We start from the raw sequence: 19226 nt of genomic DNA, 5'->3' as shown, positions 1-19226 counted from the left end.
CGCCCAGCGCCGCCTTGATCCGGTCCTGCTCCCAGTCCCACCTGCCACCGAGCTACTGGTGATCAACGAGAGGGGCCCGGCCACGAGCGGTGACCGGGCCCCTCCCTTTCACGCCACTACGAGCGCGCGAGGCCGTCCTCGATCGCCTTGATGATCGCCGGCCGCAGCTCGGCGGCCGAGATGATCGCGTCGACCGAGCCGACCTCGACCGCGCGCTGCACGCTGTGGACGCGGTCGAACTCCGCGGCCATCTCGTTCAGCTTCTCGGTCCGCACGGCCTGACGCGTCACCGCGAGCTCGGCGGTCAGCGCGGCGCGTTCGGCACCGAGGGCCTCGGACACCGAGGTCTCCAGCTTCTTCACGCGCGGGTCGTTGGCCGTGCGGCCGTCCACCTCGCGGGCGAACACCACGGCCGCGGCGGGGGCGCCGCCGATGACCGAGGCGAAGGAGCCCTCGACCGCCAGCACGGTCATGGACGGGTTCAGGGCCTTCGAGAAGACCACGAACGCGCCGCCGTGGTAGCGCGAGATCACGGTGAACACGATCGGGCCGCGGAAGTTGACGATCGCGCGGCCGATCTCCGCGCCGTACTCCAGCTGCAGTTCGCGCATCGACTCCGGTGAGCCGTCGAAGCCCGACAGGTTCGCCAGGACCACGAGAGGCCGGTTGCCGGAGGCCGCGTTGATCGCGCGGGCCGCCTTCTTCGACGACTTCGGGAACAACGTGCCGGCGGTGTAGGTGTCCGGGCCGTCGGTGGGCGGGAAGCCGGTGCGGGCCACGCCGCGCGACTCGATGCCCAGCAGCGTCACCGGGATGCCGCCGAGGTGCACGTCCTGCACGACCGCGGTGTCGGCGTCCGCCATGCCCGCCCAGCGCTCCAGGACGTCGTGGTCCTGGTCCGAGAGGGCGCGCATGACCGTGCGGATGTCGAACGGCTTCTTGCGGTCCGGGTTCGACTCGATCGAGAAGATCTCGCCGACCGTGGTGAACGGGCTGTCGCCGACGATGTGCGGGTACGACGACACGTCACGCGAGACCGGGTCCGACGAGGCAACGCGGCGCGGGCCCGACTCGCCGGGCGCGATGTAGCTGTGTTCGTAATGCGCCAGCAGCACGTCGAACGCCGCGCGCAGGTTCGGCGCCCAGTACTGCGCCTGGCCGTTCGGGCCCATGACCCGGTCGTAGCCACCGATGCCGTAGTTGTCCTCGGCCGACACGCCGCCGGAGAAGTCGAGTGCCTGCTTGCCGGTCAGCACCATCGCGGAGTCCGGGGTCATGACGAGGATGCCCTTGCAGTGCATCAGCATCGTGGCCTCGGCGTTCCAGTACGGCTGGGCGCCGACGTTGATGCCGTTGACCACGATGTTGATCTCGCCACCGGCCTGGGTGAACTCGACGACCCGCTTCAAGGCCGCGGCCACCCAGTCCATGTTCTCGACACCGGAGCTCATCGAGATCTTCGCGCCGGACGACAGCGAGAACCATTCCAGCGGAACCGAAAGCTCGGACGCCAGGTCCAGCGCGTGGATCACGCGGGAGCACTCGGGCTCGGCCAGCGCACCGAGAGACTTCGTCGGGTCGCCGAGCAGCACAACGCGCTTCATGCCCTCGGGGTAGGCCGGCGTCGGCGTCGTCACGACACCGACGACGATGCCCGCCTTGTTGCCACCGCGCGGACGGTCGACCGGCACGAGTGCACCGTCGACGAGGTCGTGCTCCACGAACGAACCACCGTCGCCGACGAGCATGTCGACCAGCTCGTACGGGTAGATCGTGCCCCGCGACTGGGCGCGCAGGACGTTCTGGCGGTAGTCGTCGAGCGGCTGGATCGGCTCGGTCGGCGGCTGCACGAACGAGAACGAGACGCCGGCGCCCGCGTCGTTCGCGATGCGCACACCGATGTCGGTGAGCTCACCGGAGACCGGGTCCTTGCGGCGCGCCAGGAACAGGACCTCTTCCAGGTCCAGGCCCGTGGTGGTCGGCAGGACACGGGAGCCGACCGCGTCGAGGTCGGTCGAGTGCAGGTCGGTGGGCGGCCACGCGTAGAGCACGACCCGGTTGGTCGCCAGCCGAGTCCGGCCACCCGCCTGCGCGCGAGCCCGGCGAATACCGTCCAGACAGGTCGCCAGCACGTCCTCGGCCGCAGGCAGCGCGACGATCCGGCCTTCGTCGTCCCGCAACGGAGTCAGGTCGCGAACCTGGCCGAGCGCCACGAGACGCTCGTCGGACTTGTTCGCCTTGGCGACCGCGCGGAACAGGTAGACATCTTCGTCCACAGAGGACAAACGGGTGAGGTCGAACTCCCGCAACCGCTCCAGCTGCATGCGTTCGGCGATGCGCGGGTGCAGCCCGCGCACCAGCCTCTCCTCGGCGAACCCGTTGGACGACGGGCGGAAGGTGAAGTGGTGGTGCATCGACTCGCCGCGACGACCCGCCACCGTGGTGGTGATGCGGGTGATCGTCGGCGGCAGCTGGTGCGCGGCGAGGGCGGCGCCCAGACCGGCGGCCATCTCGTCCTGGTCGGTCGGGCCGTCGACCCAGTTGACGTAGAGGTCCGCGACGACCGCGTTCCCGTTGGCGTGGGTGACGATCTCACCGATGGCGTCGGACAGCGACGGGAACTCCACCGCCGTCGACACCAGACGCGTCTTCTCCGGTGCGTTCTCCGCGACGAAGAACGCACCGGTCACGCGCGGGTTCTCCAGCGCCTTCTTGGTGTAGTAGCGGCGGGCCAGCACCTCCAGCAACGGGGTGTTGTCCGCACCGGGCTTGCCGATCCGCTGCCCGAGCAGGCGCACCAGCGGTTCCGCCGACGCGACCATCGCCGCGATCCGCTCCTCGCGGTCGGCGGCCTGGGGGTGCGCGTCCAGGTGGATCAGGTGCTTGCGGACCTCGCTGTGCACACGGGCGCGGTTGCGGCGCACCAACGGCTGGGCGAACCACGTGAACACCACGCTGCGAGCCAGGTCGGCGACCGCCGGGTAGCGGACCTGTGTGGCGGCGACGATGTGCTCCAGCACCAGGCCGACCTGCACCTGCTCGGACTCGACCGGCGGCGCCTCCTGCACCCACTGGCGCAGCAACGTGGTCGCGACGGCCGCGTCGAACACACCGCGGCGCAGCGCCACGAAGATCCGGAAGACGGCCTGCTCCAGCTCCGGCGTGCGGTCGAGCTCGGTGATGCCGTAGTGGCCGATCACGTTCTGCAGGCGGGCGCGGAAGCCCTCCGGCAGTGCCGCGCGGTCGGCGTCCAGCGTCTTCAGGTACGTGTGGAAGTGCTCGCGCGGAGAGTGGATGTGGTTCTCCGGCTTGGACTCCTCGCCGGCCGGACGGTTGCGCGAGAGGTCGCACAGGTCGGCGAAGATGCCGAGCAGCTGGGCCTCGGCGACGAGCGGCCGCTCCAGCAGGTCGTGCCGCGCGCCCATGTAGTCCGACAGCACGCGCTCGGTGTCGGCGGCCGTGGTGTCGAAGCCCAGCAACAGGTTGCGCAGGTCGTCGAGACCGCGGGCGACCAGTTCCTCCGGCTGCACGTCGGTGCGCGGCGCGGGCAGTTCGAGCTCCACGGTGGACTCGGACTTCTGCTCCTCGACGGCGCCGTCGGCGTCCTCGATCTCCTCCAGCTTCAGCAACGCGCCACCGGCGGGCACCTGGGTGCCGACGACGACGTTCAGTTCCTTCAAACGAGCACGGAACGGTGCGCGCAGCACCGTCTCCATCTTCATCGCCTCAAGCACGAGAACCGGCGCACCGGCCTCGACCTCGGCGCCGACTTCAAGCGGCGTCGCGACGACGAGCGCGGGCATCGGCGAACGCAGGACACCGCCCTCGTCGCGGGTGACGCGGTGGGTGACCCCGTCGACCTCGACCTGGTGGACCGGGCCGTGCGTGCCGGTGACGACGCGGAACCGCGTGCCGTTCACGGTGATCTGGCCGACGTGGTGGTCGAAGCGCTCGACGTCGACGTCACCGGTCAGCACGTTGTCCGAGTCCGCGGCGGACACGCCGACGCGGTACTTCGCGCTGCCGACGCGGGCGACCTGCACCACGTACGGCTGGCCGCGCAGCACGAACTCCAGCTTGACCGCGCCCTCGTGGTTCGTGCGCGGCTGACCACCACGAGACGACGCCAGCAGCTCGGTGCGGTTGATCTGCTCCTCGTCCTCGTACACCTCGATGCCCGCGGCAGCCAGTGCGATCGCGGAGTGGCGGTGCGAGACCAGACCACCCTCGGCTCGGACGCGGTCGATCCACGAGGTGTCGGCCGAGCCGTCGATCACGGCGGGCTCGTCGAGCAGGTCCAGCACGAAGCTCTTGTTCGTCGTGCCGCCCTCGATGATCACGGTCGTCTCGGCCATGGCGCGGCGCAGCTTGCCGAGCGCCTCGTCGCGGTTGCGGCCGTACGCGATGATCTTGGCGATCATCGAGTCGAAGTCGGACGGGATCTGCGAGCCCTCGGCCACACCGGTGTCGACCCGGATCCCGGGACCGGCGGGCAGCTCCAGCCGAACGATCGTGCCGGGGCACGGCGCGAAGTCGCGGTCCGGGTCCTCGGCGTTCAGGCGGGCCTCGACGGCGTGGCCCTGCTCGACGGGCTTGGCGCCTTCGAGCTTGCCGCCACCCGCGACGTGCAGCTGCGCCTTGACCAGGTCGAAGCCCGTGGTGATCTCGGTGATCGGGTGCTCGACCTGCAGGCGGGTGTTGACCTCCAGGAACGCGAAGAGCTTCTCACCGGGGTGGTAGAGGAACTCGACGGTGCACGCGCCGCGGTAGCCGACGGCGTTCGCGAGCCGCTCCGCCGACGCCTTGAGCTCGTCGACCTGCGAGGGCTCCAGCACGCAGGACGCGGACTCCTCGATGATCTTCTGGTTGCGCCGCTGCACCGAGCAGTCGCGGACGCCGAGCGCCCACGCCGTGCCCTGGCCGTCGGCGATGACCTGCACCTCGACGTGCCGGGCGCCGGTGACCAGGCGCTCCAGGAACATCACGCCGGAGCCGAACGCGCGCGCGGCCTCCTGGCTGGTGCGGTCGAAGTTCTCCTCCAGCTCCGCGGGGGAGGTGATCTTGCGGATGCCACGGCCACCACCACCGGCGGTCGCCTTCAGCATCAACGGGTAGGTGACCTCGTCGGCGACCTTCAGCGCGTGCTCGAGGTTCTCGACGGCACCGCGCGACCACGGCGCGACCGGGACCCCGACCTCCTCGGCGATCAGCTTCGAGCCGATCTTGTCACCGAGCTTGCGCATGGCCTCGGCGGACGGGCCGACGAACGTGACGCCGACCTTCTCGCACAGTTCGGCGAACTCGGGGATCTCGGCGACGAAGCCCCACCCGACCCACGCGGCGTCGGCCTTCGTCTCGACGAGGGCCTGCTCCAGCACCTTCAGGTTGAGGTACGGACGGTCAGCCGCCAGGCCGAGGTTGTAGGCGAGGTCGGCTTCCCTGACGAAGGGCGCCGACTTGTCGACATCGGTGTACAGGGCGACGGTCTCGATCCGTTCCCCTGACTCGGCGGCGAGCTCACGGACGGCGTGGATCAGCCGCATAGCGGCTTCCCCGCGGTTGACGATCGCTACACGACTGAACAACGACTTGACTCCTCGCGGACGCACAAACCTCAGCGGCAGTCGCCGCTCAATCGATGTACACACTCTCGTCTACTACCCGGTAGGAAAACCGCTAGATCGAAGCGAGTTGAGCAGCGTGCTTTGTATGAAACCAACAAGCAACCAGGTCCTCGGCACAGAATCACTTGAGCCCGTGGCACAACTCACGGCTTCACCCGCGACCACCCGAACACCGCGACGAACACGAGCGGTAGCGCTGTGATCACCAGAGCGGCCCGCACGGACAGCGCGTCGGCCAACACTCCCCCGGCCAGCGCACCCGTGGGCTGCCCGATTCCGAAGGTCACCATGCGGCCCACCAGGTTGACCCTCCCCTGCAGCCGGTCCGGAGTCGCGAGCTGACGCACGGTCAGCCCGTTGACGATCACGATCGTCGAGGTCAGGCCCCACAACGCGGTGCCGGCCACCGCGAGCCACCACAGCTGGACACCGGCCAGCAGGCCCAGCACGCCCACCCCCGCGGACAACCCGATCGTCGTGACCCTGCGGGGTGGACAGGCGTCGCTGATCGCGGGCATGAGGACGATCGCGGCGAACGACCCGGCGGCCAGCGCGCTGAACAGCACTCCGACCCGCGGATCGTGCTCAGGGACGTCGAAGACGCGGAAGGCGTAGACGACGATCAGACCGGACACGGCGCCGCCCGCGATCGCCTGGCCGACCCCCAAGGCGGTGAAGAGCCGGACTGTGGGTTCCCTCCAGAGGAACTCCAGTCCTTCGCGAATGTCCGCTTTGAGGGAGATCCGGGGTTCCCGGATCTGGTTCAGCGGCCTGAGGATCATTCGGACGAGCACCGCGGAAACGGTGAAACTGAGCGCGTCGGCGGCCATCGTGCCCGCCGGGCCGATCGCCGCGATGAGCACTCCGGCCGCGGACGGTGCCGCGATGTGCACGGCGGTGGAGGCGCTCCAGATCGCGCTGTTGGCCTTCACGAGGTTCTCGCAGCCGACGAGCGCGGGCACGGCACCGAAGTTGGCCGCGTCGAACCACACGTTGACGCTCGCCACTCCCCCGGCGACGAGCAGCAGCTGAAGTGGTCTGAGCGCGTCGAGGGCCGCCGCGACGGGCACGCTCGCGAGGAGCCCGGCGCTGACGAGGTCGGTGACGACCATGACCGTGCGCCGGTGCATGCGATCCACGAGCGCGCCCGCGAGCAGCCCGAACACCAGGTACGGGGCGGCGGTCAGTGCCGCGAGTGCTGCTGTGTGCAGAGCGCTGCCGGTGAGCGAGTACATGAGGACGGGCAGCGCGACGCCCGACACCGCGGAGCCGGCGGTCGAGATCATCCTGGCGAGCCAGAACTTCCCGAACTCGCGGTCGGCCCAGAGGGTCTGTTGATCAGGATTGCGGAACTCGGATCACATCCCCGGGGTGGATCACGTTGGGATTCGTGATGACGTGCGGGTTCGCCCGGACCAGCCGGGTGTAGAGGTTGCCGTTGCCGTAGAACTGGGTGGCGATGCCCCAGAGCGTGTCGCCGGCCTTGACCGTGTACTCCAGGTAGACGCGGTAGCCGGGCACGATCCGCGGCCCGTACACCACCGGCACGATGATCTTGTCGAGCTCGGCGCCGTCCTTGGGCGACACCCAGAACACCTCGACGTAGAGCCGGTCGAGCGCGAACGACGCGCCGGACACGTCGACGCTCACCTGGAACTGGCCGTGGCCGCCTGCGCCGTCGCCTGCGACGAACCCGCCGGTGACCTCGTCGTGGCCCTCGTGGATCCGGTAGTTGAACTGCGCCTCGAACGCCCCGCCCGCAGTGCCGCCGATCAGGACGTGGCTGCCGACGAGCCCGAGCGGGCGCGGTTGCTGCACATCGATGGACATGTTGTCCCCCTTCCACCCAGGTAGTCGCGGGGCGGGAGGAGGTCGTTGCCCGGGGTCACCCCGGTGGCGCAACGGCTTGCCGACATGAGTGGTGGAGGACGGAGTCGAACCGCCTTTGCGCGTGGCTCCCGTTTTACAGACGGGCGGGGCTCCACAGCCCCATCTCCACCATTGTGCAAATGTATTTCCGACCGCTCTGAGCTGCGGCGATGCGACCATCTTGACCTGTCTCGCCGCTTCGGCTCAACCGATTATTCGAAACGCTGTCCGGGGTTCGCGCGATATCCGGGACGTGAAGGTGGTGGGGCGGGGCCGCGAGCTCGCGCAGGTGCGGTCGTGGGTGGCGGCGGAGACGGGCGGGCTGGTGCTGTGCGGCGGTGAGCCCGGCATCGGCAAGACGCGGCTGGCTCAGGAACTGGCCGGGCAGGCGCTCGCGGTGGGCCGTGAGGTCGTGTGGGGGCACTGCGTGGAAACCGCCGGCGCGCCGGCGTTCTGGCCGTGGCGGCAGATCCTGAAGGCGGCGGGTGCCGATCCGGATCTCGTGCTGGCGCACGACGCCGAGGTGCCGCAGGACAGGTTCCGGGTGTTCGACGCGGTCGCTTCGGCGCTGGACCGGCCCGGTCTGGTGATCGTCGTCGAGGACGTGCACTGGGCCGACCAGGCGTCGTTGCTCGTGCTCGCTCATCTCGCGGTGCAGCTGCGTTCGGTGCTGATCTTCGCGACGTTCCGCGACCCGTTCCCGGCTGCCGCGGACCTCATGCGGTCGGCTGCCCGGATCGACCTGCACGGCTTGTCCTCCGACGAGGTCGCCGAGCTGGTCGGGGCTGAGCACGCGGCCGTGGTCATGTCGCTGACGAGCGGGAACCCGTTGTTCGTCACGGAGATCGCCCGCGCGGTCGACGACGGCACGTGGCGTGCGGACCAGCCGCCGCGCAGTGTCCGGGACATCGTCACCGGGCGGCTCGCGCGGTTGTCGCCCGAGGCGCGGGAACTGGTGCGGACGGCCGCGTTGATCGGCCGCGACTTCGACGTCGACCTCGCCGCTGCCGCGTCCGGGCTGCCGATCAGCGCGTTGGACGAGGCCTCGACGTTGATCGACGCCACTGGGCACCGGTTCACGCACGCGCTGACCCGTGACGCCGTGGAGGCTTCTCTCACCACGGCCGAGCGGCGGACGATCCACCGGCGGATCGCCGAGGCGATGACCGGCAGCACGCACTACGCCGATGTTGCCCGGCACTGGAGTGCTTGTGGCGCAACGGCACAAGCTCGGGTGTGGACGATTCGCGCGGCCGAGGACGCGGTACGTCGGCTGGCCTACGAAGAAGGCGCACGGCTTTATCGCGCGGCAGCGTCCATTGAGGACAGCAGCGAAGTGCAGGTGGCGTTGGGGCGAGCGGCTTACTTCGCGGGTGATCTCGCGGGGTGCGTCGAAGCCGCCCAGCGTGCCGCCGAGCTGGCCTCGACGCCGGAGCAGATCGCCGAGGCCGCCCTGGTGCTCGAAGCCGCACCGGGTGCCGGGGTGAACGCGGTCGCGACCCCGTTGTGCGACAACGCACTCCGGCAACCGGTCAGTCCCGCGACGCGCGCGCGGCTGCTCGCTCAGCGCAGCCACCTCGCGTTCTACCGCGGCGAACAGCACCGCCTCGACTCGCTCAGCCGCGAAGCCCTCGACCTGGCCCGCGAGAGCGGCGACGACCGCGCGCTCGCCGAGGCCCTGCACGCCCGCCAGGAGGCCTGCCCCGGCCCGTCCGGTCGCGCGGAACGGCTCGGGCTCGCCACCGAGATGATCGACCTCGCCCACCGCACCCGCAGCCCGCGCGGCTCGATGTGGGGCTCGATGTGGCGGATCCACGCGTTGATCGAGAGCGGCGCACTCGCTGCCGCACAGGAGGAACTGCCCGCGCTGCGGCTGGCGTGCGAGCGCGTCGGCGGCGCGGTTCCGTTGTGGCACCTGGAAGTCGTGACGGCCTGCCTCGCCCAGGCACAGGGCCGGTTCGCCGAGGCCCGTGAGGTCGGCAGGCAGGCCTTCGACCGCATGCGGGTGATCGAACGCGAACCGGCGTCCGGCGCGTACTTCGCGTTGCAGTGCGGGCTCGCGTGCCACCTCGGCGTCACCGAGGACGGCCTGGAGCTGGCCCGCCACTTCCACGACCCGCCGCCGCGGTTCCGGCTGATGTCGAAGCTGACGCGCGCGTTCCTGTTGCTGCGCGCCGGTTTCCGCGACGAGGCGCTGGAGTGGTACCGCCGCGCCGGCCCGATCGCCGAGTGGGACCTGCCCGCGTTCTTCGTGGTGCCGGGCCTGGTCGACGCCGTGCTCGTCACGTCCGGGCTCGGTCTGCTCGACGACCTCGCCCAGATCCTGCCCCGGCTGGAGGTGTTCCGCGGCGAGCACGCGGCAGGCAACGGCGTCGCCTACATGGGTCCCGCGTCTCTGGCGATCGGCCGCGGCCACCTCGCCCTGGGCCGGTACGAGGACGCCGCCCTGGAGCTGAGCGCCGCCGTCGACGAGGCAGCGCGGGCAGGTGCCCCGGCGTTCGCGGCCGAGGCCCGCTGGCACCTCGCGGCCGCGTTGCGCGCGTTGGGCAAGGACCCCGACGCCGTGCAACGAGCCGCCGAGCGCGCCATCCGCACGCTCGGCATGACCGCCTTCACCGTCACGGAGCTGAGCAGCCGCGAGCACGAGGTCGCCCGCCTGGTCACCGACGGCCTGACCAACCGGCAGATCGCGAGGCAGCTCGTGATCTCCGAACGCACCGCGCAGAACCACGTCCAGCACATCCTGACCAAGCTCGGCTTCAGCACCCGCAGCCAGATCGCGGCGTGGATGAGTACCCGCCCGAGTACTCCGGCGGATGGCTGACCAGCGCGAACTTCCTAGGTTTGAGCCACACGACCTCAGGAGGAACACCATGTGGCTCACCATCGCGACCCCGCCCACCGACTCGCTCGAAAAGCTCGACCAGATGATGGGCTCGTTCACCCCGGACGGCCTGCGCGCCCGCTACGCCTGCCAGGCCGACGGCAAGTTCCAGATCATCGCCGTCTGGGAGTCCAAGGACCACGCCGACCGCTTCTTCCGCGAGTCGCTGGGCCCGGTCCTCGCGCGCGTCCTCGGCCCTGAGCCCTCCGGCGCGCCCACGGTCACCGGCCTGGAGGTGTTGCGGGAGTTCGTCCCCGTCAGTTGAGAACCGCGATCGACACCGTGAGGGCCGCCGCGAAGCTCACCCACCCCAGGTAGGGCAGGAGGAGCAGCGCGGCGGTCCTGCCACGCCGCCGGAACACGACCATCACCGCGACGATCGCGAGCCACAGCACCACGATCTCGGCGAACGCGGCCCAGTACCAGCCGAGCCCGAAGAACAACGGCGTCCACGCCGCGTTCAGCACCAGCTGCACCCCGAACAGCGCCAGCTCTCCCCGCGACGCACCGTGCCGCCACGCGAGCCACCCGGACCACGCGATCATCCCGTACAACACCGTCCACACCGGACCGAACGACCAGGCGGGCGGCGCCCAGGACGGCCGGTGCAGACCGAGGTACTCGTCCCCCGCCGAGATCGAGAACAGCGACCCGACGGCAGCGGTCACGACGACCGCCGCGAGGAAGCAGAACAGCACCCGCACGGGGTGGTGCCTGAGCGGCAACGCGGTCATGAGGAACTCCCGACAGGCAGGACGCGGACGATGGCGAGCACCGTGGCACGGCTCGGAGCAGCGCGTTCGGCGTCGTCGAGCAGGGAGATCTCGTCGGCCAGCACGGCCTGGCGGATCCGGTCGGCCAGGCTCGGCGACTCCTGCCTGAGCGCCTCGACCAGCCTGCCTCTCAAGGCACGCCCGGCCGGGTCGTCCGACGGCAGCACCTTCCAGTGCGCACGCAGCACGCGTTCGGCCACCTCCTCGCCACCGACCGCCCACAGCAGGCGGATCATCCGGTCGGCGAGGCCCATGCCCAGCAGTCTAGATTCGATTCAAAATCGTTTCAACGGCGGCGCCGAGCGTGTCCACCCGCTGAACGCCCTCGGTGAGCGGCACGCCGTCCCATCCAGGCCCCGCGACCAGCACCCGAGTCCCGGCCAGCTCCGCCAACGGCACCTGCTCCGCGTACACCCGATCGTGCGCCCAGACGAACACCACGGTCGCCTGCAGCCGCTTCACCGCACTGATCAGCGCACCCCCTGGCACCCGCGCACCGAGGTTGCGCGACGCACGCCCCTGCTCGGCGAGCGCGGCCGCGAGGACGTCCAACGGCAGGCTGTGCTGCTCGTCCGGCGCACACGCCAGCACCACCGACGGCACCTCCGCCGCCGATCCGGACACTCGCATGGCGTCGGAGATGCTGAGGCTCGCGACGTGCTCGACCTCGATGCCGGCGACGTTCGACGACACCCGTTCGCCCAGCTCGATCAGGAACGGCAGCAGCACCGCGTCCCACGTGTGCACGACGCCGTGGCGAGCGATCAGGCCGACGGCGACCCGGCGCATCCGTGCCGCGTCGAGCTCGTCGGCGGCCGCCCAGAAGTCGGGGTCGCCAGGCGTCAGGGAGGCAGCCGCCGACGCGGGCGCGACGCCTGACGCGGTCAGCTCGACCATGCGCTTCAGCCGCGCGACGTCGTCATCGTTGTAGCGGCGGTGCTTGCCCTCGTGCCGCGTCGTGGGACCGAGGCCGTAGCGGCGGTCCCACGTGCGCAGGGTCGTCGGCGAGATGCCGAGCATCCGCGCGACCGCACCGGCACTCCACTCCACCCGCTCACCTCCGCGCAACGATTTTGAATCGTAATGCGCGGAGGGTCAGCGCGCGGCGTCGAGCCTCTGCCGCAGTTCGTCGTCCAGCACGAGGTCGAGCGCACCGAGGCATTCGTCGAGCTGCTCCACCGAACTCACGCCGAGGATCGGCAGCACCGGCGGGTCGCCGCCCAGCAGCCACGCGAGCACGACCTGGTTCGGTGTCGCTCCCAGTTCGGCAGCCACCTCGGCCAGCACCTTCAGCCGCCGCCTGCTGTCCTCGTGGTCGTACTGCTCGGGCAACGGCCGGTCGGCACGGGTGTACGCGCCGGACAACAGCACCGAATAGCCGAGCACTGTCACGCCGGGCTCCGTGCGCGCGTAGTCCAGCATCTCGTCGCTGATGTGCGGATTCGCGCCGAACTCCGCGCCCACCCGCGGCCGCAGGTAGGTGTGCCGCTGCTGCACGGCCGTGAACCCCGGTACTCCCTGGGCCTTCGCGATCTCCCGTGCCGCGGCGACGCGCCACGCCGCGTGGTTGCTGAGACCGGTGGCCCGGACCAGCCCGTCGGTCACCAGCTCCCCGAAGGTGGCCACGGTGTCGTGAAGCGGTGTGCGGCGGTCTTCGATGTGCGCGTAGTACACGTCGAGGTGGTCGGTGCCGAGACGCCGCATGCTGGCCGTGAGCTGCCTGCGGACGACCTCCCGCGACAACCCCTCCGCGTGCTCCGGCCACGCCGCGCCCGGCGGATCCGGCAGCGCGCCGACCTTGGTGGCCAGCACCAACTCGTCGCGGATGCCGCGGGCGCTGAGCCACCGGCCCAGCAGCTCCTCGCTCTCCACGCCGGTGCCGCCGTCCACCCAGAACGAGTAGGTGTTGGCGGTGTCGATGAACGTGCCACCCGCCTCGACGAACCGGTCGAGCACGGCGAACGCCCGCTTCTCATCCACGGTCGTGCCGAAGTACATCGTGCCCAGGCACAGCGCGCTCACGCCGACGCCTGATATCGAATGCTGTTCCACGTCACTCCCCCGAGGACGTACGAGCCCTGGACCGTCCGAACCGGACGGTCCAGGGCGGACTGCTACTTCTTGCCCGAGAACAGGGCCTTCACCTGGTTGCCCCGGCGGCGCAGGCCCCACTTCGTCACGCGGATCAGCGCCTCGCGGACGATGTTGCCGCTCATCTTCGACTCGCCGAACTCGCGCTCCAGGAACGTGATCGGCACCTCGCGCACGCGGAAGCCCAGCTCCAGCGTCCGCCACAGCAGGTCGATCTGGAAGCAGTAGCCGGCCGAGGCCACCGAGACGAGGTTCAGCTTGCGCAGGGTGTCCGCGCGGAACGCCCGGTAGCCGCCCGTCATGTCCCGGATCGACGCGCCCAGCGCCAGCCGCGAGTACAGCGACCCGCCCAGCGACAGGAACTTGCGCTTGGCCGGCCAGTTCACGACCTCGCCACCCGGCACCCAGCGCGAGCCCAGCACGAGGTCGGCCTGCGGCAGCGCGTCCAGCAGCCGGTGCAGCTGCTCGGGCGCGTGCGAGCCGTCGGCGTCCATCTCGCAGACGACGCCGTACTCGCGGTCGAGCGCCCACTGGAAGCCCGCGACGTACGCGGCGCCCAGGCCGGCCTTCTCGGTGCGGTGCATCACGTGGACGCGGTCGTCGGCGGCGGCCATCTCGTCGGCCAGCTGGCCGGTGCCATCGGGGCTGCCGTCGTCGACCACCAGCACGTGCACGTCGGGCAGTGCCGTGTGCAGCCTCTTGACGATCTTTCCGATGTTGTCCCGCTCGTTGTACGTCGGGATCACCACCAGCACCTGCCCGAGTTCCTGGTCAGGCTGCTGCGCCATTCGAGTCCTTCCGTCGTCGTGTGAAGCCCAGCGCCAACGCCACAAGGCCCGCAGCGGTCAGCACCCACTCGGGCCAGGCTCCTAGCCAAGTCGCCAGCGTAGTCTGTGACCTGAGTGGCAGTGTCGCGACCAGGGCGTCTGGCACGAAGAGGCCAGTCTTTTGAGTGACGGAACCGTCCGGCTGGACAATCGCGCTCACCCCCGAGGTAGCCGCCACGACCACCGCCCTGCCGTGCTCCACCGCACGTACCCGTGACATGGAAAGCTGCTGGTAGGTCATCTCCGTGTAGCCGAACGTGGCGTTGTTCGTCGGGATCGCGATGATCGTCGCGCCGGCCTTCACCGAGTCGCGGACGACTGAGTCGAACGCCACTTCGTAACATGTGTCAAGTGCGACCTTCGCCGGCCCCATGACGAAACCGTCCGGGTCCGAACCGGGCTGGAACACACCGGCGCGGTCCACCTCGGAGGCGAACAGCCGGAAGAACGAGCGCATCGGCATCGTCTCGCCGAACGGCTGCAGCTTGCGCTTGGTGTAGGTGTCCGTCGGCCCCTTCTCCGGGTCCCACAGCACCACCTGGTTGCGCGGCAGCCCGTCGCCCCGGTCGACCACCACCGCGCCCACCGCGATCGGCGCCTTGATCGCCTTCGCGGCCGCGTCGATCACCGCGGCGGCGTCGGCGTTGCGGAACGGGTCGATGTCGGACGAGTTCTCCGGCCAGATCACGATGTCCGGCTGCTTCACCCGGCCCGCCGCGACGTCCGCGGCCAGTTCCACGGTCTTCTTCGCGTGGTTGTCGAGCACGGCCCGGCGCTGCGAGTTGAAGTCGAGCCCGGCGCGCGGCACGTTGCCCTGGATCGCGGCGACCGTCACGCTCCCCGCGGACGCGTCCACCCCGACCGGCACCACGAACCCGATCACCAGCGGCACCACGAACAACGGCGCCCCGAGCTTCCAGTTCCTCGACAGCCAGAACAGCCCGAACCCGGTCAGCACCACGGCGAACGACACCAGCGGCGCCCCGCCGAGCGACGCGAGCGGCAGGAACCACCCCTCCGGCTGCCCGAACGCGATCTTGCCCCAGGTGAAGCCGCCGAACGGGAACACGCCGCGCAACGCCTCGTCCGCCACCCACAGGCACGCGGCCCACAACGGCCAGCCGGGCACCTTCGAGATCGCCGACATCGCCGTCGTGCCGATCGAGATCATCAGCGCGCACGCGAGCGCCAGCGGCAGCCACGCGATCAGCCCGACGAACTCCCCGGTCCAGCGCAGCAACGGCACCATGAACCCGAGCCCGAACAGCAGCCCGTAGCCGAACCCGGCGCGCGCCCGCTTGTCGTAGATCACATGGGCCAGCAGCGCGAAGCCGACGGGCGCCAGGAACCACAGCGGACGAGGAGGGAAGCTCAGGTAGACCAGCACGCCGCCGGCGACGGCCAGTGCCACGCGCAGCAGCAGCGGCAAGCTCAGTTTTCGCCTGCGCGCGGGCAATTCCGACGATTCCGGCGCGATGGGGGGTGCGACCACCCGAACAGCGTACGAGCCCGGGAGTACACAGGAGGTATGACCTACGTCGATCTTGTGTTGCAACGACTGTCCACAGACGACGAACGCGACGCCATCGTCGGCGGCGACACCAGACTCACCCGCGCCCAGGCCCGCGACCTGCTGTTCCGGCTGGCGGACGGACTCACCCGACGTGGCGTCGAACGCGGTGACGGCGTGGCGGTGTACGTCGGCAACACACCCGAGGCCGTCCTGCTGAACGTGGCCGTCCACCTGGTCGGCGGCCGTCTCGTCTACGTGCCGCCCGAGCCCGGTACCGCCGAGCTCAAGGCCCTGATCGAACGGGCCGAGGTCGACGCGGTCGTGGTGGACCCGGAGTTCGGCACTCAGCTCGACGGCTGGCACCTCCAGGACCTGCCGGGCGATCCCGTCGAACGCACCCCGGCGCCCGACTTCGCCACCGTCATGTACACCGGCGGCACGACCGGGCTGCCGAAGCTCGCGGTGCACCGCTCCGGCAAGACCGGGCTCTGGGAGACCCGCGCGAGCCGGCCACCCATGAACATCCTGTCCAACACCCTGATCACCCACGGCAGTGGCGCCGGCACGGCGATGACAGCGCTGCTCACCGGGTCGAAGCTCGTGCTGGGCCCGTCGAAGTTCGACGCGGACACGTTCGTGCGCCTGGCCCGCGACGAGCAGATCAACATGACGATCTTCGTGCCGCCGATGATGTACGAGGTCCTCGACCACCCGGACTGCCCAGGACCGCAGTTCCACGTCATGGTCGGTGGGGCCCCGCTCGCCCCGAAACGGCTGCGACAGGCGATCGAGAAGTGGGGCCCGGTCGTCAACCAGGGGTACGGCATGACCGAGGCCCACGCCATCGCGATGATGCCCGCCGCCGAGGTCGACCTGGACCGTCCGGACACGCTGCGCACGGTCGGCAGGCGCAACCCGCTGATGGAGGTCGAGACCCGCGACGGCGACGTGTGGGTGCGCGGCCCGTTCGTCATGGAGGGCTACTGGGGCGAGCCGACACTGGAGGAGACGAGCGACGGCTGGTTCAACACCGGCGACATGGGCTACTTCGACGACGACGGCTACCTCTACCTCAACGACCGCAGCAAGGACGTGATCGTCACCGGCCGGACCTCGGACAACGTCTACTCGCGCCTGCTCGACGACTTCCTCGTCACGCTTCCCGGAATCCGGCAGGCGGCGGCGGTCGCGCAGCCGGACGAAGCACTCGGCGAAGCGGTGCACCTGTTCCTGGTCACGGACGGCTCGGATGTCGATTTCGACAGCATTCGCGATTCGGTCGTCGCCGAACTGGGTGAGCTCTACCAGCCCAGAGGGTTCACGATCCTGCCCCAACTGCCCTCGACGTTGGTCGGAAAGGTCGACAAGCGCAAGCTTCGTTCCCAGTTTCGGTAAGGTTCGGGGTAAATCAGGAGGTGACGGATGCCCCGTCCAAGCGTGGAAGCCGAACGCAAGGCGCAGATCCTCGCGTCCACCTGCAAGGTGATCGCGGCAGAGGGCTTCCGCCACCTCCGGGTGTCCGACGTGGCCAAGGACGCCGGCGTGTCCGGCGGCACGGTCCACTACTACTTCGAGACCAAGCGCGAGCTGACCGACGCGGCGTTCGAGCACTGCTTCGAACTCTCGGTGAGCCGCCGCCGCTGGATACTGGAGTCCGACGAGCCGCCGCTGTCCCGGCTGCGCATGGTCGTCGAGTCGTACCTGCCCGAGGGCGCGGAGACCGTCGAGGCGTGGAAGGTCTGGGCCGAGCTCTGGGTCGAGGCCATCCGCAACCCCGAGCTGCAGGAGCTCAACGAGCGCTTCTACGGCGAGTGGCGCGACATCGTGGCGAGCATCTTCCGCGACGGCCAGCGCTCCGGCGACATCCACTCGCCCGGCGACCCGGTCGAGCTGGCGAACATGATGGTCAGCATGCTGGACGGGCTGGCGCTTCAGGTGCTGGCCGGTTCGAAGGCCATGACCGTCGACGCCATGCGCACCACCTGTCTGAGGTTCGTCGACCAGCTCTCCACCGCGTCCGTCGGGTAGCTCAGCCCGCTGGTCAGCACGCACAACACGATCAGCAGTGCCACCGGCGTGCGCGTGAAACCCAGGAACAGCAACCCCTTCGGCACCGGGACGGTCTCCGCGAACCGCTGCGCCTCGCTCAGCAGCAGCCCGCCGAACATCAGGAACACCACGGCGAGCGGCAACGTGCGCCCGATCGTGCCCACCGCGATGAGACTCGCCGCCGACACGACGACGAGCCCGGCCGTGAACCACCAGTGGTGCGGCGCGTGCTCGGCGCCCTTGGAGCTGCGCGCCATCAGCCAGTCGCCGAACAGGACCGCGACGGTCGTGAGCACCAGCACTCGCATCGCCGTGAGCACACCGTCCGGCTCGTAGGCCATCGGCAGGTAGGCGATACCCAGAGCTGTGAGTGGCGTGATGGCGAGTACGCGTGCCACCCGCATGACCGCGGGCCGCTGCTGCGCGCTCGGCCTCATGGCTGATCGGGCCCGGATCCGGTCGGCCTCACCGAGTTTGTTCCTCGCGGCTTCGGTGTCCTCCAGCTCCCACACCACCCACACCAGCCCGAGCAGTACGACGAGTCCGAGCACCACCGCGTACCCGGTGAGCTCGTGCGGCCCGTAGATCCACCCGATGGCGCCCACGAGCACGCACAGCCCGAGCCGGATCACCGATCCCAGCTCCGGCCGGGCGCTCCGCCAGGTCTTCTGCGGCCACGACGTCAGCACCAGCCTGCGCGCGACGAACCAGACGCTGGCACCCATCGCGAGCGCGGCGATCCACATCGCCAGCCCGACGCCGGGCTGCCTGAGCGACCTCGTGTCGCCGAACAGCAGGATCGCCGCGGTGAGCACGACCGTCGTGGCCGGAACCCGCAGCCGCCCCAACGCCCACAGGTGCGGGCGCACCCACCGCTCCCGGTTGCGCCACGCGGACTCCACGGCCACGAGCACGAGGAACCCGAGCACGATGAAGCTCACCGGGTTGTGCGCGAGGTGCGCCACCGCCAGCACCGTGATCGGCACCGCCCGCGGGTACGGGCTGTCGGTCAGCGTGAGGCTTCTGAGGGGCGACGGCGGAGCTGTTCGCTCCTTGGCGCGAAGCCACTGCCAGGCGTGCCACAGCACCGGCGCGTAGACCGCGATGAGCACCGTGTCGACGAGGAAATCAACGCGCATCTCGCCTCCCCAAGGTTCGGGACAACCGTGGAGTCGCAGGTCAGAGCCTCAGGGTTACCTGCTGTAACACGTCCGGGTGAAATCAGGGTTCATCCCCGATGCAACATCTGGACCAAAGTGGGCATTCTGGGTATATGACCACGACAGTCGCTTTGAGCAGGCCCAGGACCAACCGGATGATCGCGGGTGTCTGCGCGGGGCTCGCCCAGCGCTGGGGAATGAAGGCGGGCACCGTGCGCCTTCTGTTCCTGCTGTCCTGCCTGCTGCCCGGACCGCAGTTCGTCGTCTACCTCGTGCTCTGGGTGATCATGCCGGACCGCGGCTACTGATCGACCGCGAGAACGCCGCCCACCCCGCGGGGTGGTGTGCCGTAACGCGCGACGAGACGGGCGGCGTGCGTGCGCGCGGCCTTCGTGGACACCTGCTGACCCAGTACCGCCCGGATCGCGAACTCCGC

General features: G+C 69.9%; 14 protein-coding genes, 1 tRNA gene and 1 pseudogene. 5 read left to right on the top strand and 11 right to left on the bottom strand.

The features are described 5' to 3' along the window. Positions 1-116: 116 nt before the first annotated feature. From ABZX92_RS31825 to ABZX92_RS31810, 4 genes and pseudogenes are all read right to left on the bottom strand, one after another. On the bottom strand, positions 117-5585 hold the full coding sequence (locus tag ABZX92_RS31825) for a carboxyl transferase domain-containing protein (RefSeq protein ID WP_355567479.1): 5469 nt from the start codon (positions 5583-5585) through the stop codon (positions 117-119). 182 nt (positions 5586-5767) lie between these two features. Then, positions 5768-6925, bottom strand: a pseudogene (locus tag ABZX92_RS31820) (MFS transporter); the annotation flags it as partial. A 37-nt stretch (positions 6926-6962) separates the two neighbouring features. Then, complete coding sequence (locus ABZX92_RS31815) at positions 6963-7454, bottom strand: Gmad2 immunoglobulin-like domain-containing protein (RefSeq protein ID WP_355567475.1); 492 nt, start codon at positions 7452-7454, stop codon at positions 6963-6965. A gap of 89 nt (positions 7455-7543) precedes the next feature. Further along, a tRNA-Tyr gene (locus ABZX92_RS31810) sits at positions 7544-7624 on the bottom strand. Positions 7625-7746: 122 nt separating this feature from the next. Between ABZX92_RS31810 and ABZX92_RS31805 the strand changes: the two genes are divergently transcribed. Beyond that, the gene (locus ABZX92_RS31805) at positions 7747-10317 is read left to right on the top strand and encodes an AAA family ATPase (RefSeq protein WP_355567472.1); all 2571 of its coding nucleotides are present in this window, start codon (positions 7747-7749) and stop codon (positions 10315-10317) included. Between the two features lie 49 nt (positions 10318-10366). After that, positions 10367-10642, top strand: coding sequence for a hypothetical protein (locus ABZX92_RS31800; protein ID WP_355567470.1), 276 nt, complete (start codon positions 10367-10369; stop codon positions 10640-10642). On the opposite strand, the gene ABZX92_RS31795 is transcribed toward ABZX92_RS31800, so the two are convergent. From ABZX92_RS31795 to lnt, 6 genes are all read right to left on the bottom strand, one after another. Continuing rightward, positions 10635-11111 (bottom strand): TspO/MBR family protein, encoded by a 477-nt coding sequence (locus ABZX92_RS31795; RefSeq protein WP_355567467.1) that lies wholly within the window; start codon positions 11109-11111, stop codon positions 10635-10637. The genes ABZX92_RS31800 and ABZX92_RS31795 overlap by 8 nt on opposite strands. Further along, a complete protein-coding gene (locus tag ABZX92_RS31790; RefSeq protein WP_355567464.1) occupies positions 11108-11404 on the bottom strand; it encodes a hypothetical protein in 297 nt (98 codons plus the stop codon). Before ABZX92_RS31790 ends, ABZX92_RS31795 begins: the two co-directional genes overlap by 4 nt. A 10-nt stretch (positions 11405-11414) precedes the next feature. Continuing rightward, the gene (locus ABZX92_RS31785) at positions 11415-12200 is read right to left on the bottom strand and encodes a MerR family transcriptional regulator (protein ID WP_355567461.1); all 786 of its coding nucleotides are present in this window, start codon (positions 12198-12200) and stop codon (positions 11415-11417) included. A 45-nt stretch (positions 12201-12245) separates the two neighbouring features. After that, positions 12246-13202, bottom strand: a complete 957-nt coding sequence (locus ABZX92_RS31780) for an aldo/keto reductase (RefSeq protein WP_355567458.1) — start codon at positions 13200-13202, stop codon at positions 12246-12248. 62 nt (positions 13203-13264) lie between these two features. Continuing rightward, the gene (locus ABZX92_RS31775) at positions 13265-14029 is read right to left on the bottom strand and encodes a polyprenol monophosphomannose synthase (RefSeq protein ID WP_355567456.1); all 765 of its coding nucleotides are present in this window, start codon (positions 14027-14029) and stop codon (positions 13265-13267) included. Continuing rightward, positions 14013-15560 carry an apolipoprotein N-acyltransferase gene (gene lnt, locus ABZX92_RS31770; RefSeq protein WP_355567453.1) on the bottom strand — a complete coding sequence of 516 codons (1548 nt, stop codon included), beginning with the start codon at positions 15558-15560 and terminating at the stop codon, positions 14013-14015. Before lnt ends, ABZX92_RS31775 begins: the two co-directional genes overlap by 17 nt. Before the next feature lie 36 nt (positions 15561-15596). On the opposite strand from lnt, the gene ABZX92_RS31765 reads away from it, so the two are divergent. Beyond that, on the top strand, positions 15597-16976 hold the full coding sequence (locus ABZX92_RS31765) for a class I adenylate-forming enzyme family protein (RefSeq protein WP_355567450.1): 1380 nt from the start codon (positions 15597-15599) through the stop codon (positions 16974-16976). 27 nt (positions 16977-17003) lie between these two features. After that, on the top strand, positions 17004-17609 hold the full coding sequence (locus ABZX92_RS31760) for a TetR/AcrR family transcriptional regulator (RefSeq protein WP_355567447.1): 606 nt from the start codon (positions 17004-17006) through the stop codon (positions 17607-17609). On the opposite strand, the gene ABZX92_RS31755 is transcribed toward ABZX92_RS31760, so the two are convergent. After that, a complete protein-coding gene (locus tag ABZX92_RS31755) occupies positions 17513-18769 on the bottom strand; it encodes a hypothetical protein (RefSeq protein WP_355567444.1) in 1257 nt (418 codons plus the stop codon). The two genes, ABZX92_RS31760 and ABZX92_RS31755, sit on opposite strands and share 97 nt — an antisense overlap. A 134-nt stretch (positions 18770-18903) precedes the next feature. Here ABZX92_RS31755 and ABZX92_RS31750 point away from each other — a divergent pair, with 134 nt between their 5' ends. Then, positions 18904-19098: a PspC domain-containing protein gene (locus tag ABZX92_RS31750; protein WP_045313734.1), complete on the top strand. Its 195-nt coding sequence runs from the start codon at positions 18904-18906 to the stop codon at positions 19096-19098. Positions 19099-19226 lie beyond the last annotated feature (128 nt).

The sequence above is a fragment of the Lentzea sp. NPDC006480 genome (assembly GCF_040611995.1).
Lineage (GTDB): Bacteria > Actinomycetota > Actinomycetes > Mycobacteriales > Pseudonocardiaceae > Lentzea.
This window is presented reverse-complemented; position numbering and strand designations above follow the sequence as displayed.